The 15,064-nt window shown below is 42.6% G+C and carries 16 protein-coding genes; all 16 read left to right on the top strand.

The window, feature by feature from the left end; all coding sequences use genetic code 11:
• Positions 1 to 11 precede the first annotated feature (11 nt).
• The 16 genes from fliQ to A3KS_RS0117230 all read left to right on the top strand — a co-directional run bounded on the left by fliQ (position 12) and on the right by A3KS_RS0117230 (position 15,046).
• A complete protein-coding gene (gene fliQ / locus A3KS_RS0117310; RefSeq protein ID WP_026395960.1) occupies positions 12 to 278 on the top strand; it encodes a flagellar biosynthesis protein FliQ in 267 nt (88 codons plus the stop codon).
• A gap of 35 nt (positions 279 to 313) precedes the next feature.
• Positions 314 to 1,069, top strand: a complete 756-nt coding sequence (locus A3KS_RS0117305) for a flagellar biosynthetic protein FliR (RefSeq protein WP_156913356.1) — start codon at positions 314 to 316, stop codon at positions 1,067 to 1,069.
• A 24-nt stretch (positions 1,070 to 1,093) separates the two neighbouring features.
• Positions 1,094 to 2,161 carry a flagellar biosynthesis protein FlhB gene (gene flhB / locus A3KS_RS0117300; protein WP_026395958.1) on the top strand — a complete coding sequence of 356 codons (1,068 nt, stop codon included), beginning with the start codon at positions 1,094 to 1,096 and terminating at the stop codon, positions 2,159 to 2,161.
• Entirely contained in the window at positions 2,158 to 4,218 is a 2,061-nt protein-coding gene (flhA, locus tag A3KS_RS0117295) for a flagellar biosynthesis protein FlhA (protein ID WP_026395957.1), read from the top strand. The genes flhB and flhA overlap by 4 nt, the downstream gene beginning before the upstream one ends.
• A 36-nt stretch (positions 4,219 to 4,254) precedes the next feature.
• Entirely contained in the window at positions 4,255 to 5,079 is an 825-nt protein-coding gene (locus tag A3KS_RS0117290; protein ID WP_051355974.1) for a sigma-70 family RNA polymerase sigma factor, read from the top strand.
• A 15-nt stretch (positions 5,080 to 5,094) separates the two neighbouring features.
• Complete coding sequence (locus tag A3KS_RS0117285) at positions 5,095 to 5,856, top strand: flagellar hook-basal body protein (RefSeq protein WP_026395955.1); 762 nt, start codon at positions 5,095 to 5,097, stop codon at positions 5,854 to 5,856.
• Between the two features lie 93 nt (positions 5,857 to 5,949).
• Positions 5,950 to 6,651, top strand: a complete 702-nt coding sequence (locus tag A3KS_RS0117280; protein WP_026395954.1) for a flagellar hook-basal body protein — start codon at positions 5,950 to 5,952, stop codon at positions 6,649 to 6,651.
• 56 nt (positions 6,652 to 6,707) lie between these two features.
• Entirely contained in the window at positions 6,708 to 8,147 is a 1,440-nt protein-coding gene (locus A3KS_RS0117275; protein ID WP_026395953.1) for a flagellar assembly protein A, read from the top strand.
• Between the two features lie 38 nt (positions 8,148 to 8,185).
• Complete coding sequence (locus tag A3KS_RS0117270) at positions 8,186 to 8,803, top strand: chemotaxis protein CheC (protein ID WP_026395952.1); 618 nt, start codon at positions 8,186 to 8,188, stop codon at positions 8,801 to 8,803.
• The gene (locus tag A3KS_RS0117265; protein WP_026395951.1) at positions 8,800 to 9,288 is read left to right on the top strand and encodes a chemotaxis protein CheD; all 489 of its coding nucleotides are present in this window, start codon (positions 8,800 to 8,802) and stop codon (positions 9,286 to 9,288) included. Before A3KS_RS0117270 ends, A3KS_RS0117265 begins: the two co-directional genes overlap by 4 nt.
• 242 nt (positions 9,289 to 9,530) lie before the next feature.
• Positions 9,531 to 10,034 (top strand): chemotaxis protein CheW, encoded by a 504-nt coding sequence (locus A3KS_RS0117260; protein WP_026395950.1) that lies wholly within the window; start codon positions 9,531 to 9,533, stop codon positions 10,032 to 10,034.
• A gap of 13 nt (positions 10,035 to 10,047) precedes the next feature.
• The gene (locus tag A3KS_RS0117255; RefSeq protein WP_026395949.1) at positions 10,048 to 11,079 is read left to right on the top strand and encodes a protein-glutamate methylesterase/protein-glutamine glutaminase; all 1,032 of its coding nucleotides are present in this window, start codon (positions 10,048 to 10,050) and stop codon (positions 11,077 to 11,079) included.
• Positions 11,080 to 11,410: 331 nt separating this feature from the next.
• Positions 11,411 to 11,716, top strand: coding sequence for a flagellar biosynthesis anti-sigma factor FlgM (locus A3KS_RS0117245; protein ID WP_026395948.1), 306 nt, complete (start codon positions 11,411 to 11,413; stop codon positions 11,714 to 11,716).
• Between the two features lie 47 nt (positions 11,717 to 11,763).
• The gene (gene flgN / locus A3KS_RS0117240; RefSeq protein ID WP_026395947.1) at positions 11,764 to 12,261 is read left to right on the top strand and encodes a flagellar export chaperone FlgN; all 498 of its coding nucleotides are present in this window, start codon (positions 11,764 to 11,766) and stop codon (positions 12,259 to 12,261) included.
• A 37-nt stretch (positions 12,262 to 12,298) separates the two neighbouring features.
• Positions 12,299 to 13,936: a flagellar hook-associated protein FlgK gene (flgK, locus tag A3KS_RS0117235; RefSeq protein WP_026395946.1), complete on the top strand. Its 1,638-nt coding sequence runs from the start codon at positions 12,299 to 12,301 to the stop codon at positions 13,934 to 13,936.
• A 66-nt stretch (positions 13,937 to 14,002) separates the two neighbouring features.
• Complete coding sequence (locus A3KS_RS0117230) at positions 14,003 to 15,046, top strand: flagellin N-terminal helical domain-containing protein (RefSeq protein WP_026395945.1); 1,044 nt, start codon at positions 14,003 to 14,005, stop codon at positions 15,044 to 15,046.
• Positions 15,047 to 15,064 lie beyond the last annotated feature (18 nt).

Here is a 15,064-nt window from a genome sequence, read left to right as displayed (position 1 = left end):
GGGAGCAGCAGATGAGTACAGGTGATTTAATCGGAATTTTCAGAGATGCAATCTTTACCGGGATGAAGGTGGCAGGTCCCATCCTGTTAATCAGTATGCTGGTCGGGTTAATTATCTCGATTATTCAGGCGGCCACATCCATCAATGAACAAACCATGACCTTTGTGCCAAAACTTATTATCACCGCGTTGCTGATGATTATCGCCGGCGGATGGATGCTCCAGCAGATGATGGACCTGGTATTCCGGATATTTGAATTAATAGCCACCAAGATCTAAAGAAATAAACATGGGTGATAAATGTGACCTTTGACATGAACCAGTATTTGATTTTTCTTTTAGCCAGTTGCCGAACGGCAGGCGTTATTTTTTTCAATCCCATCTTCGGCAGAAACAGCGTTCCCAGTATTATGAAGGTGGGCTTATCCTTAGCCATTGCCTTATTTGCAGTTTTTGAGTTAGGAACGACCCAGGTTATTAATTACACGGCAATTGAATTTATTGGCGCCATGCTGCAGGGATTTATTATCGGAATTGTGATCGGTTTTATCATGACTTTGTTTCTGTCAGTATTTCAACTGGGTGGAGAAGTTATTGATATGCAAATGGGTTTAAGTATGGCTTCGATGTATGATCCAGCCACCAGGGCAAACATATCGGTCACCGGAAACCTGCTGACATCGATGTATGTTTTGATCTTCTTTATCTCAAATGCGCATCTGGCCCTGTTCACCGTGGTGATCAAATCATTTCAGGTTATTCCCTTGGGAATCGGCCAGGTCAGTGAGCAGGTTGGAGTTTTTTTCATTGAACTGATGTATTATATATTCATCTATGCGGTGCAATTGGCCATCCCGATCATTGTCACCGAGATCATTGCCGAATTTGCCGTTGGTATTTTAATGCGGCTGGTGCCAAACATCAATGTCTTTGTTATCAATATTCAAATAAAAGTATTCATTGGTTTGATTGTCATTTTCACGATCATTCCGGCATTGGCGAATTTTATGACCCAAATGAATTTACTGATGATGGAAAAAATAACTCAGGTACTGACATTTTTCATTTAACACAGATAATAATCGGAGAAAAGAATGGCAGGATCAGAAAAAACCGAAAAAGCGACCCCGAAGAAAAGAAAAGACGAACGTAAAAAGGGAAACACCTTTCAAAGCAAAGACGTGGTCAGTGTGGTTCTGCTCTTTGTGGCATTTTTTGTTTTGAACTTGCTGGTACCGTTTATTTATCAGCAGATTAAAAATATTTATATGGCCCAAATGAAAAAAATTGTAACCATGGATACCCTGACTGTTGCAAGTGCCAATCAGTTGTTTAGAGAAGGTGCAATCGTGTTTTTTGCGACCGTACTGCCGGTGGCGGTAATCATTATGATTGTTGCCATTATTATGTCTGGCGTGCAAACCGGCTTTCTGGTAACCGGAGATGCATTAAAACCAAAATTTAACCGAATCAACCCGTTGTCTGGCATAAAAAGAATGTTCTCGTTAAGATCCATAGTTGAGCTCCTTAAGTCACTGGCTAAAGTGGTACTGATTATCTGGATTATCTATGCCGTTATTTTAAGCATTATTCCGATGACCCCAGATATGCTCGTCACAAAAATCGATGCGAACATGATGTTTATGAGTGACCAGACCATGTCGATGGTGCAAACCGTCTGTATGATTTTTGCAGTCGTTGCGATTCTGGATTATGCCTATCAGCGCTATGATTATGAAAAAAAACTGAAAATGACCAAGCAGGAAGTCAAAGACGAATATAAACAAACCGAAGGAAATCCTGAAATAAAAGGTAAGATCAGACAAAAACAACGGGAAATGAGTATGAGCCGAATGATGCAGATGGTTCCCCAGGCTGATGTCATTGTCCGAAACCCAACCCATTACGCAGTCGCCTTAAAATATGATATGGATCATGATGTTGCGCCACTAGTATTGGCAAAGGGAAAAGACCACATCGCTTTGCGAATTGTTGCAGTCGGCGAAGAAAGCAAGGTGCTGGTGAAGGAAAACAAAGCTTTGGCCAGAGGATTGTATGAATCAGTTGAGATCAATGAATATATACCGGCTGAACTCTATAAGGCCGTGGCAGAATTAATGGCATGGGTTTATAGTACTAAGAAGAAGGAAAATGTCAAATGAAAATCATTCAGAATCTCGTCGTTGTCTTTGTTGTTCTGACAATCGCTCTTATTATTATTCCCTTGCCGCCGTTTATTCTGGATTTTATGTTCATTTTGAACATCGCCATATCCCTGATTATTTTGTTAACCACCATGTACATCAAAGGCCCCCTGGATTTTTCCATTTTTCCATCGCTGCTTTTGATTACGACACTGTTGCGACTGGCTCTTAATATTTCTTCAACCCGTCTAATTCTTTCAAACGGTGGCGAGGCTGGCAAGGTCATTGAGACCTTTGGATCTTTTGTACTGGGTGGCAATGCGGTCGTTGGATTTATTGTCTTTATTATCATTGTCATCGTCCAGTTTATTGTTATCACCAAGGGTGCCGAGCGTATTTCAGAAGTTTCTGCCCGTTTTACCCTGGATGCAATGCCCGGAAAGCAGATGTCCATTGATGCAGATCTGAGCTCAGGTGCCATTACCGACGCTGAGGCCAAGGAGAGAAGACAAAAAATTCAAACCGAAGCCGAATTCTATGGTTCCATGGATGGGGCAACCAAGCTGGTTAAAGGTGATGCGGTGGCATCAATGATCATTGCGGTGGTCAATCTCGTCGGCGGGATGATTATCGGGATGTTGCAGGGTGGCATGCCGCTGGAAGAGGTAGTTTCGGTATACACCATTGCTACCGTTGGAGACGGTCTGGTCAGTCAGGTGCCGGGACTGATGATTTCGGTGGCAACAGCAATGATTGTGACCCGGGCAGCCTCGGAAAACAACTTGAATGTGGATGTCAAGAATCAATTTTTGTCGCAACCTCAGGTTTTAGTTATTGCCGGCATCGGTATCTCAGCCATGGCCATTATTCCCGGAGCACCGGCATTACAGATATTAACGCTCGCGATTATGCTCAGTGGATTTGGCTTATTGCTGATCCGTCGCTCGAATGTTAAAGTGGTAGTGGATGAAGTTGAGCAAATGACTCAGCTGATCCAGGAAGAAAGCAGTGAGGTTGATTTTTATCGGAATATCGATAATGTGTATAATATCATCGGCGTCGAACCGATTGAAATGGAATTTGGATACTCCCTGCTACCGATGGTCGATGAAGGGAGCTCCGGTAATTTTATCGATCGGATTGTTATTTTCAGAAAACAATTCGCCATGGACATGGGAGTGGTTATCCCCACGGTTCGGTTAAGAGATAATGGACTGATCAATCCGAATCAATATATTATTAAAATCAAAGGTGAAGAAATCGCCAAAGGCGAAGTCCTGGTTGGTTATTATCTGGCGCTGGATCCGTCCAATACCAGTGAGCCGATCGACGGTATCGAAACCATTGAACCAGCTTATGGGATCAAGGGAAAATGGATCACTGAAAATGAAAAAGAGCTGGCCGAAGTTTACGGCTACACTGTCATTGATGCACTTTCGGTTATTGTGACTCATATGTCCGAAGTTATTAAAAAGCACATGCACGAACTGTTAAGTCGGCAGGATATTAACACTTTGCTGGAAAACGTCTCAAAATCTAATCCGGCGATTGTTGATGATGTGATTCCCAATATTATTTCGATCGCTGATTTCCAAAAAATATTGATAAACCTCTTAAACGAAGGGATTCCGATCAGAGATTTGGAAAGTATTTTGGAGACCCTGGGTGATCATGGCACCAGTATCAAAGATACCGATATGCTCACCGAGTATGTCAGACAGAAACTCAAACGAACCATCACCAGAAAATATACGGATGGTAACAGCATCAAGGTGATTGCTCTGGATCAGGAAATTGAGAATATCATCCTCAATTCGGCTAAGAAAAATGAGCATGGCACCTATCTTGCCATTGATCCCCAGGTGGTTCAGACGATTGTCGAAAAGGTCACCGAGCAAATCGAAAAACTGAAAGAAATCATTGACCATTCGATTATTCTCACCTCCCCAATTGTGCGTATATATTTTAAGCGATTAATTGAACAATTTATGGCGGATTTAACCGTTCTTTCCTTTAATGAAATAGATACAAATATTCAGATTCAAGTTATCGGAATGATAAAGTTGGAAAATTAATCAACGCAAATCCTTTAAAGAATAAGGAGTGTCAGAATGAATGTTGCAGAAATGAATAAAGCAGAACATAGCTTAGACGAAAACCCAGAAGAAAAACTCATGGTCGAAAAAAGTGTCGATGAGAAGGCTATGGAACTCTGGCGATTATATAAAGAACAGCGAACCACCGAAATCCGTAACGAAATAGTCCTGCAATACACCGGACTGGTTAAGAAAATTGTTTTAAGGTTCAAGGGGAGTTATAACAATTTTGGACAGCTGGACGATATGGTTAATCAGGGAATGATCGTTTTAATTGATGCGGTCGAAAAGTTTGACCCGGAACTGGGCAATAAATTCGAAACCTTTGCGACCCTGAAAATCAGAGGAGCAGTCATCGATTTTATGCGTAAGCAGGATTGGGTACCCCGGAGCCAGCGGAGCCTTTCTAAGGTTCTGGAAGAAACCTACGGCGAGTTATACGCATCATTGGAAAGAGAACCAAGCGAAGCAGAAATCGCCGCAAAAATGGGAATTTCCGAGGCAAATTTGCAGAAAATTCTGCAGCAGCGGCACAATTCGATTGTCTTATCCTATGAAGAAGCCATTAATGAAAAAATGATGGAAGTTTCGCCACTGATTACCGAAGAAAAAACGGACGATTCGCCGGAATCGCGAATGCTTTTTAACGAATTGAAAGAGAAACTGGGTGAAGCCATCGATCAGTTAAAAGAAAAAGAACGATTGGTAGTCTCACTGTATTATTATGAGAATCTAAAACTAAAAGAAATTGCTGAGGTACTGGGTGTTACCGAGTCAAGAGTCTCACAGATCCATTCCCAGGCAATGATTAAAATGAGAAACCGCTTAAAAAATTATTAATAAGGAGGCATTATAATGGATAGAGGATCTTACGCAGCAGCAGCCGGCATGTTGTCAGGACAGAAAGCAATTAATGTATTGGCTCAAAATGTCGCAAATGTGACCACTGCGGGTTATAAGAGTCAATCCACGGTGCAGTCAACCTTCGCAGAATATATGGCGTCAAGAATGAGTACAAACCCCAGAATCGCGCAGGCAGATATTGGTGCTGGTGCTTATATTACGGTTAATGCGGAACAATTTACAGATTTTACCCAGGGGATTTTTGAAACGACCCATCGTAGTGTGGATATGGCTATTCAGGGACAGGGGTTCTTTGTGATCCAGAATGCCAATTTCGGACAGGTACTGACCCGTAACGGTCAATTTGAACTGGATCAACAGGGATTTCTAACGCTGCCAGGGGTTGGTCTGGTGTTAAGTAGTGCCGGACAGCCGATTCAATTGGCAGGTAGCGACTTTACCGTTAATCCTAACGGAGCCATTATCCAAAACGGTGCGGAGGTGGCCAGGCTCAATATTTCCACTGTAGCCAACGGGGCAGATCTGACTCAGGTCGGGGAAGGCTATTTTCAAGCGGTCAACGGTTTTCAGCCAGCACAGGCCGGCTCCTTTAATGTCTTACAGGAGACCATTGAGAAATCCAACGTTGATATGGGTGAAGAAATGAGTGATATGATCGCCCGGCAGAACAATTTTACCTCATGCACCCAAATGCTGAAAATTTTCGATAAGATCAGCGAAATCGCATCAAATACCATCGGAAGAGTTGGCTAAACCAAATAAACCAGGTACTTCAGTAAGAATTTTGCTGGCAATCCAGTGTTCTTTCTGACGGCCGGAGAACGAGATAACAGGAGGAGCATTACAATGATAAGAGGATTTTACGCTTCAAAACTCGGCATGATCGCGCAACAGAATAGCCTGAACACCATTGCCAACAATGTCGCCAATATCAATACTATTGGTTTCAAGCCCCAGGTTACCGCATTTTCATCATTGCTTTACGAAAATATTGACGGCGGCGGCGGCGCTGAAATCAGCACCGGTCACGGTGCCAAGGTGCAAAAAATTGGCATCGATTTTACCCAGGGATTTCTTCAACCAACCGGACGAACCCTGGATTGTGCTATTGAAGGAGCAGGTTTTTTTGCTATTCAAAACAAAGAAACCAATACGACCACTTACACGAGGGATGGTGTATTCCATATCAGCGTCGAAGGTGATCAGAGTTTTCTGGTTGATGCCAGAGGCAATTATGTATTGGGACAGGACAATAACCCCCTAAATATAACTGGAGGTTTTGATTCCGCTAATCTGGGTGTTTTTTCTTTTGCAAATCCTTATGGACTGACTTTACTTGGTAGCAATCAATTTGCCGTATCCGATTTATCGGGACAGCCTGCTGCGGATAATGCCAGTATTGTCAGGAACGGCTATCTGGAGTCATCAGCCACCGATTCGGCCACAGAAATGGTAAAAATGCTGGAAGCAAACAGGGCCTTTTCGTTTAATTCAAGAATTGTTCAATCCACAGATGAAATGGAAAAAACAGTCAACCAACTACGATAGACATTATTTAAAGGATGCTTGTGATTTAGAAATTGTTTATGGAAAAGGGGATGGTTATGAATGAGGAGATTGCAAAAACAGAAGCAGTAAGTTTGATTGAAGTCAGTGTCAGCGAGGATAAAAAACAGGGTTTCATCAAACTGGAAAAACAGTCCGAAGGCAGCACCGTTTTTACAAAAGAACAGCTGGTGGCGGCGTTACAAAAAGAACAGATCGAATATGGAATCATCGACAGTGCCATTGAAAAACTGGCCCAGCGGCCAATTTTTAATATTCGGATCAAGGTCGCCGAAGCAACTGCTCCCATCGACGGAGAAGACGGGGTGGTCAAGCTTCTGGTCAAGAAAGATGCCGAATATAAACCTGAATACAGTGAAGACGAAACGGTTGATTACAAAAATCTTGATTATTTTCAGATGGTAAAAAAGGGTCAGATATTATGTGAGATCATTAAGGAAACGCCAGGTATTGATGGGAAAGATCTATATGGACAAGTAATTCCGGCCCATAAGGGAAGGAAACCCCAGGTTCCAGCCGGGAAAAACACCAGCCTGACGGCGGATGAATCAAAACTGATGGCAGACTGTGATGGGATTATCAAATTTGTCAATACCATCAATATCGACGAAATGATGCATATCCGCAAGAATATTGATTTCTCGACCGGCAATATCAATTTCCCCGGCGATGTCACCATCGACGGCGATGTCAGCAGTGGCTTTTCTGTTAAAGCTGGCGGCAATCTGATTATTAAAGGTGTTGTTGAAGATGCAAAGATTGAGGCAGCCGGAAATGTAGCCATTGCCAAGGGCATCTATGGCGGCAGCATGGGCGATGTTATCGTTGGTAAAGACCTGCGTTGCAATTACATTGAAAATGCTATTTTGCACGTTGATGGTGACATCACCGTCGATTACATTATTGATGGTAAAATAACCTGCAAGGGCAATATATACCTTTCCGGGACAAAGGAACTCATCGTCGGCGGCGAAATTCAACTGATGGGGGAGCTGGTAGCCAGAGATATCGGGAACGACCGGGAATATCCCACCATTATTCGCGTCATAGGGGAAAAAATCATCGACCATGACGAAATCGAAAGACTCAGAACAAAGGAAGAACAAGCGCGGCAGCAGCTCCAGGAAATAAATGAAAAAGAAACTCAGATCAATGGTTTGTTACTGGCCCAGGAAAAAAAAGATATGCTCAGCCGTAACCATAACAGTCCGGCCATGGAACAGATCGGAACCCTGAAAAAACAGATCGACAGACAGGCCTTACTCCTTAAAAAAGAAATCGAAGAAATTGAAAAGGCAATCACCTATGTCCAGCAGAAAGCCAGTGTCAGTTACTACGGTTCTGTTTCAGCCAAACGAAAACTCTATCGGGGGACCCGCATCTATTTTGGCGATATGCCCTTTCAATTCGAATTTGACAGCTTGGAACATTGTCGAATATACTGGGATAATGATGATATTGTCAACGGTATGATGTAATAAATGTGGAAATAAATTGATTAGAAAGAGGTAAAAATTTGTTCGAGAACTATGATGAACTGAATGAAATGCAAATTGATATGCTCCGGGAAATCGGGAATATCGGCGCCGGTAATGCGGCGACGGCTTTAGCGACGATCCTGGATGAAAAAGTGGATATGAGTGTTCCCAGTGTCAGGATCACCGGCTTTGATGAGGCAGTAGAAAATCTGGGCGGTGCTGAAACCATGACGGTGGCGGTACTTGTGAATTTCAGTGGTGATGCCCACGGAATGATTATGTTTTTACTTAATGTTGAAGATGCCAAAAGCATCATGGATATTCTGGTGGGCGAAGATGATGGCGAAGACGGCCTCAGTGAAATGAAAATTTCCGGCATTAAGGAGATTGGTAACATCCTGGCATCGTCATATGTCAATGCCATTTCGGCATTAACGGGATTGACCATAGAAGTATCGGTTCCTTATGTGGCGATTGATATGGTTGGCGCTCTGATGAGCGTGCCGATTATTGAGTTTGGCGCAATTGGTGACAAATTAATGTTTATTGAAGAAAATTTCCTTGGGGAAACCAACGATTTAAAGAGCAATATGATCATGTTTGCCGAAATCAATACATTAAAATGCATTATGCAAAAATTAGGGCTGGAAATATGAGTCAATCAATTGTAATTGGAATATCAGATTATAAATTAGCAAAGGGCCCAGAGGTATTAGTCACCTATGCTTTGGGTTCCTGTGTGGGGGTATGCTTATACGACAAGGTCTCAAAGGTAGGCGGATTGTCGCATATTATGCTGCCGGACAGCACTAATTTTTCAAACCGAGATATTAATCGAAAAAAATTTGCCGATACAGCCATCGTCGATTTAGTTGATGAAATGAAACGGGCCGGATGTGGAAACAATCGCATTGTGGCAAAGATTGCCGGTGGGGCTCAAATGTTTGAGGTGCAGCCGGGTAGTAAACTGGGAGCCATCGGCGAACGAAATATTGTCTGTGTCAAGCAGGTCTTAAATCAGTTGCGTATTCCCATTCTGGCAGAAGATACCGGACTCAATTTTGGGCGAACCCAATATTTTGATCTGGCCACCGGGATCATGAAGATTCAGTCCCTTAATCGGAGAATTGAGGAATTCTAATTAACGCTCCTTAAATTAGAGTTGGACAACGACAAATAAAATAATGGTGTCCGTTGCTGAGCATTTGATGCCCAGCTTTTTTGTATAAAATATTCTGATGGTTTAAATATTATTTATTAGGGTAAAAAAAGAACAAGAATTTTGTCATAGAGATGGATAAATTAGGGTGTACCTTTTTAGGCGTTTCAAGTATAATGGTTACAACGATAACTTTAAAAAATTATTTAAAGAGGAGATTTATAATGGCAGAGAATGTTGTAGATAATTACAATCTGGAAGAAGATACCCAGCACGGTAGATTTCTAACCTTTTCATTAGAAGATGAAGTATTTGGCATTGAAATAAAATACGTTACAGAAATTATTGGCATGCAATCAATTACCAAAGTCCCGGAAGTACCAACCTACATCAAAGGGATCATCAATCTGCGTGGAAAAATTATTCCTGTTCTTGATGTCAGACTACAGTTTGGCAAAGAACCCGTCGATTATAATGACCGGACCTGTATTGTGGTTATTGATATTGAAGCGGTTTCGGTTGGACTGATTGTTGATAATGTCGAAGAAGTGCTGACCATTGACGATGAAGAAATTGCCCCACCGCCATCAAATAAAACCGGCTTTGAAAATCGCTTTATGAAAGGGATCGGAAAAGCTGGCGGAAAAGTTCAATTATTGTTGGACTGCGAACGGTTATTAAAAAATGAAGAAATCGAAGTGATTGAAGAATTGCTCGAAGAAAAATAGTAGGAGGGTCAAGATGAGGCTTAAGCAAAGAATTAAGGTGCTGATCGTTGACGATTCCCTAGTCTTTCGAGAGTCTTTATCGAGAGAAATATCGAAAGATCCCGACATTGAAGTTGTCGGGACAGCAACAGACCCTTATATGGCCAGAGATTTGATCATCAAATTAAAGCCGGATGTACTAACCCTGGACGTTGAAATGCCAAAAATGAATGGCATCGAATTTTTAAAAAAACTGATGCCCCAATACCCTTTGCCGGTTATTGTGGTTAGTTCAGTTTCTAAGAATGTTCTGGATGCGCTGGATGCTGGTGCTGTGGAATTCGTTACCAAACCCAATGTTACCCGACCAGGAGGGATGGCCTCCTTTGTTAATGAACTGATTATCAAAATTAAGATTGCCTCGACCGCCAAGGTCGGCAATCGTAAAAGTGACTATACCCCCAGCCGACCGGTTACAAATCAGGGCATCGACACCATGAGCAAAATCATTGCCATTGGTGCGTCAACCGGTGGAACCGATGCCATCCATACGGTGATTTCCGGATTGCCGAGGGATATGCCGCCGATTGTCATTGTTCAGCATATGCCGCCAGTGTTCACCAAGCTCTATGCCGAGCGTTTGAATAATACCTGCGAGCTGGAAGTCAAAGAAGCAGAGGACGGGGATGCCTTAAGACCCGGCCGGGTTTTGATCGCCCCGGGTAATTACCAGATGCGGTTGGCTAAAAGAGGAACGGGTTACATTGTTAAATGTACCCAGGAAGAAAAAGTCAGTGGTCACTGTCCCTCCGTTGATGTTCTATTCGACTCAGTAGCTGATGTCGCCGGAAAACAATCGGTCGGCGTCATCCTTACCGGCATGGGCCGAGACGGTGCCAACGGCCTACTGAAGATGAAAAAAACCGGTGCCTATACGATTGGCCAGGATGAAAAATCCAGCGTTGTCTATGGGATGCCGATGGTGGCCTTCAATATTGGAGCCGTTGACAAACAATTGCCCTTGGATCGCATCGCCGATGAGATTATTCGGTTCTTATCGAAATAAGACCGCTACCGGCAAGGGGCGAACACGGTTCGCCCTTACAAACTAAAAAATACCAGCGCAATAATAAAAACACCAACGTAACACCTCATCCCGTAGAGGCGATCCGAGATCGCCCGCCATGTCCCGCACCTAATAATCCAGACATCATCCACCGTAAATGCTGTCTGGATTATTATTTTTCCTGCTCCCGCCATCATTATTTTTCTTTCTTTTGCTAAAGTTTTCTTTTATAATGACGATATGTATATCAAGAGATAAAACGATCTTAAATATTCTTAAAAGTAATCATAAAAAATAGAAATACAGGATCATATTAAAAGGAGGTCTAGTCATGAAAATTTCATTAGGCAATAATCCCGCAGTCCAATCTAAGATCGGCCAGGAGACTGCAACAGAATCCACCCGTCGGGTCAATACTGAGAACAAGAAAAATGCAATCACAAAAACAGACAGCAGCACGATCTCAAGCGGACGTACCCCATCCTTTGAAGACAGCCGGGTTGCCACCGCTAAATCAGCCATTCTTTATGACGTCACTGTCAAAGATTCGAGTCGTTTAAGTGAATTAAAAGAAGCCGTTAAAAATGGAACCTACCACGTGCCAACCGAGGCTCTGGTTGACGCGCTTCTAAAATAGAACTAAAGATTTAAGAACAAATAAAGAGAATCTCGAGGAGGTTTAATATGCTTGAAACAAATGAATATAAAAAAACGTTGGATAGTTTTTACGACTATCTTTTCGGGGTTATTAAGCTTCATCGGGATACCATACCTAAACTTAAAGATGAGCTGATGCTCATTCAGAGCAATAGCATTGATGAATTGAATGATAACCTCAATCACCAGCAGATCTTTCTGTACCAGATTAAGAATTTTGATCAGGATGTTGCCACCTATATGGAAAAACTGAATGTCAGTGGTAAAAATATCAGCGAAGTGATTAGCCAGTTTCCTGAAAGTGAACGGCCCCGATTTGAAGAACTGCTGACCCAATTTAAGGAAACAGCCAAAGAGATAGAATTTTATAAAAATAAATGTCAGACGCTTCTCCAAACAAAATTGCACATGGTCAACAAAAATATTGCTCAATTTAAAGCAAAACAGGATAAAATGACATATGGCGAAGATGGAAAAAAAGAGGGAAGCGTAAAGATTCCCAGCGCCTTTGAGAAAAACATTTAGTAGGCTTAAACGTTGTTAGGAAAAAGGAGAAGATAATATGGCTGCAACATTTGTATCATATAATATCGCCAGCAGAGCCATGGAGGCCAGTCAGGCAAGTATAAATATTGTTGGGAACAACATTTCCAACATTAATACCGAAGGGTATACCCGGCAGCGGGTAGATGTTGTTTCGGTTACCACCAGTGGTAAAGTTGAAAAGTATGCCACTCCTGTGGTTTCTACGGGGATTGGTGTAAAAGCAAAAGGAACAACTCAGTTAAGAGATCCTTACATTGACGCCCGTTACCGTAATCAGAACTCAGAAAACAACCGTTACGATACCATGGTTAAAGGGCTTACCAATCTCGAAGATGTCTTTGATGAAGCCTCAGCAGAAGCCCTGATGGGTGAGTTTTCCAGTTTTGTTAAAGATCTTAATAGTCTGTCGCAAACCCCGGCCAGCCCGGATATTGCCCAGGTTGTCCGTTCAGCGGCTGAAAAAATAACCCAGATGATGAATATGTACGCTAATCAGCTCGACGAGATCCACACTGAGCAGATTGAAAATCTTGAAGTAACGGTTGATAGCGAATTTAATACCTTTGTCAAAAATATCGCGTCGCTGAATGAACAGATTCAGCGGGAAGAAATTTATGGTAATACCCCTAATGAGCTCTATGATCACCGTAATCTGCTGATTGACAAATTGTCAGGGATTGCGAATATTAAAGTCAGTATGACGCCAGCCGATGTGATCTCGGAAAATCTTTCCATTCCCCATTACAGCATCACCATGGAGAATCCTGGTGGCAAGCCGATTACGATTGTTGACAATGGCAAATACGCCGAGATGAGTCTGAACGCCGAAACGGACCCCGTTAAATTATCGGTGGTGGATACAAACGGAGCATTAAGAGATGATGCCAACGACCTCATTAGCGACGGCAAACTCTATGGCTATTTAAGTATCATCAACGGCAAAGGCACCTTTGCAAGTGGGACGGAGAATAATGCTAAAGGTATTTCCTACTATAACGATAAAATAAACATTATGGCCCAACAGTTTGCCAAAGAGTTTAATCAGATAAATAGTGAGATTTATGTAGCAGACGGAACGAGTTATAAACTAAATGACTTCACGACAAATCCGTTAAATCTTTTTACCGATGATGAAGGAGTAACAACGGATAAGCTAACAGCCAGAAATATTCAGGTATCTAAGAAATGGCTAGAGAACCCATCCTACATCAACACAACCAGAAACCCAATTATTGACCCTGAGCCGACGACACCGCCGATAACGACGCCGCCGACGCCGCCGTTGGCATGGCCTTATAAGCCAACACCAACAGAACCGGATAATATCCTGCGAATGATTAGAAAAATGAGTGACCCGGTTGAATTTAAAAAAGATGCCGTTGTAGACCCGATTCTAACTGGAACCTTTAACGAATACATGACGAGTGTGGTCAGTGAGGTCGGAACGGATGTCGAGCTGTATACCAATTTTTCTAAAACTGCCACCAATGTATTCCAGACTATTTCAGACTCCAGAGATTCGGTTTCGGGCGTTTCTTTAAACGAAGAAGGCGTTAACCTCTCGGCCTTCCAGAAAGTTTATAATGCGGCCATGCGTTATTTTAATGTGCTGGATGAAAACCTCGATAACGTTATTAACAAGATGGGCGTATAAATAATTAGCCTGTGAAAGCTATAGAATGATCAGATAAACCAGTTATAAATGAAGGGAAGTGAAAAAATGAGAATTACCTATCGTATGATGACCTCAAGATATTCCAACAATTTAAATAGTCTTTCTTCAGATCTTGATAAACTGAACACCCAGGTGGCCACCGGCAGAAAATATGCCCGGACCTCCGAGGATGTTTCTTCAGCTGTACGGGGCTATCAGATCCGCCGTAACCTGTCCAAGGTGGAAGGCTATCAGGATAATATCCGCCATGCTGAGGATTTTTTGACCAATTCCGAAAGCACCCTCAGTCAGATTGAGTCTTCTCTATCGGAAGCCACCACCAAAATTCAGCAGGGCATGAACGGGTCCCAGAGCGAAGGCGACCGCAAGATCATCGCCTCGGAGCTTCGCACCATCCAGAAACAGATGTTGCAAACCATGAATACCGAAGCCTCTGATATGTTTCTCTTTGGGGGTACCAATGACCAAAAGCCATTTACCGTGGAAACCACGGCAGGTGGTATTGAACAATTGAAATATAATGGTAAAATCCTGGATGATTTAAGTGATGCCACCGTCGATGAAAAAAAAATAGTTGACGCCCTAAAAAGTGATGCCCTTTATGTCGATATCGGCCTGGGAGTTACCTTTGACGAGACGACCGGTGATATCGCTCGGAACTCAGTTTTCAACTATTCGGTTCCGGGACTCAATTTTATGGGCTACGGTAAAAACACCACCGCTATTCCCGGAGAGGAAGTTTCCAATAACCTCTATGATCTACTGGGGCGGATTGCTACTGAATTTGAAAAGGAAGGCAGTGCTTATTCTTTTGAAAAGGTCGATAAACTTTATGGTCTGTTTAAGGACAACAGCCTCAAAGCCTATCAGATGACTACCGAAATTGGTGCCAAAAGCCAATACCTGGAATTTATGACCAACCGCTATGAAACCCAGAACTTCAATCTCCAGGAACGCCAGACCCAGGTCGAAGGAGTCGATGCAGCCTATACCTACATTGCCTTCCAGAGCCAGAAGGTTGCCTATTCCGCTGCTCTGCAAATGGGACAAAGCGTCGTTCAACAGTCAGTCTTTGATTATATGTCCTGATGGATGGATTTTTTAGAA

It is taken from the genome of Acetobacterium malicum subsp. dehalogenans DSM 11527 (assembly GCF_000472665.1).
GTDB lineage: Bacteria > Bacillota > Clostridia > Eubacteriales > Eubacteriaceae > Acetobacterium > Acetobacterium malicum.
The sequence above is the reverse complement of the archived record's forward strand: the minus strand, read 5'-3'. Positions and strand labels throughout refer to the sequence as shown.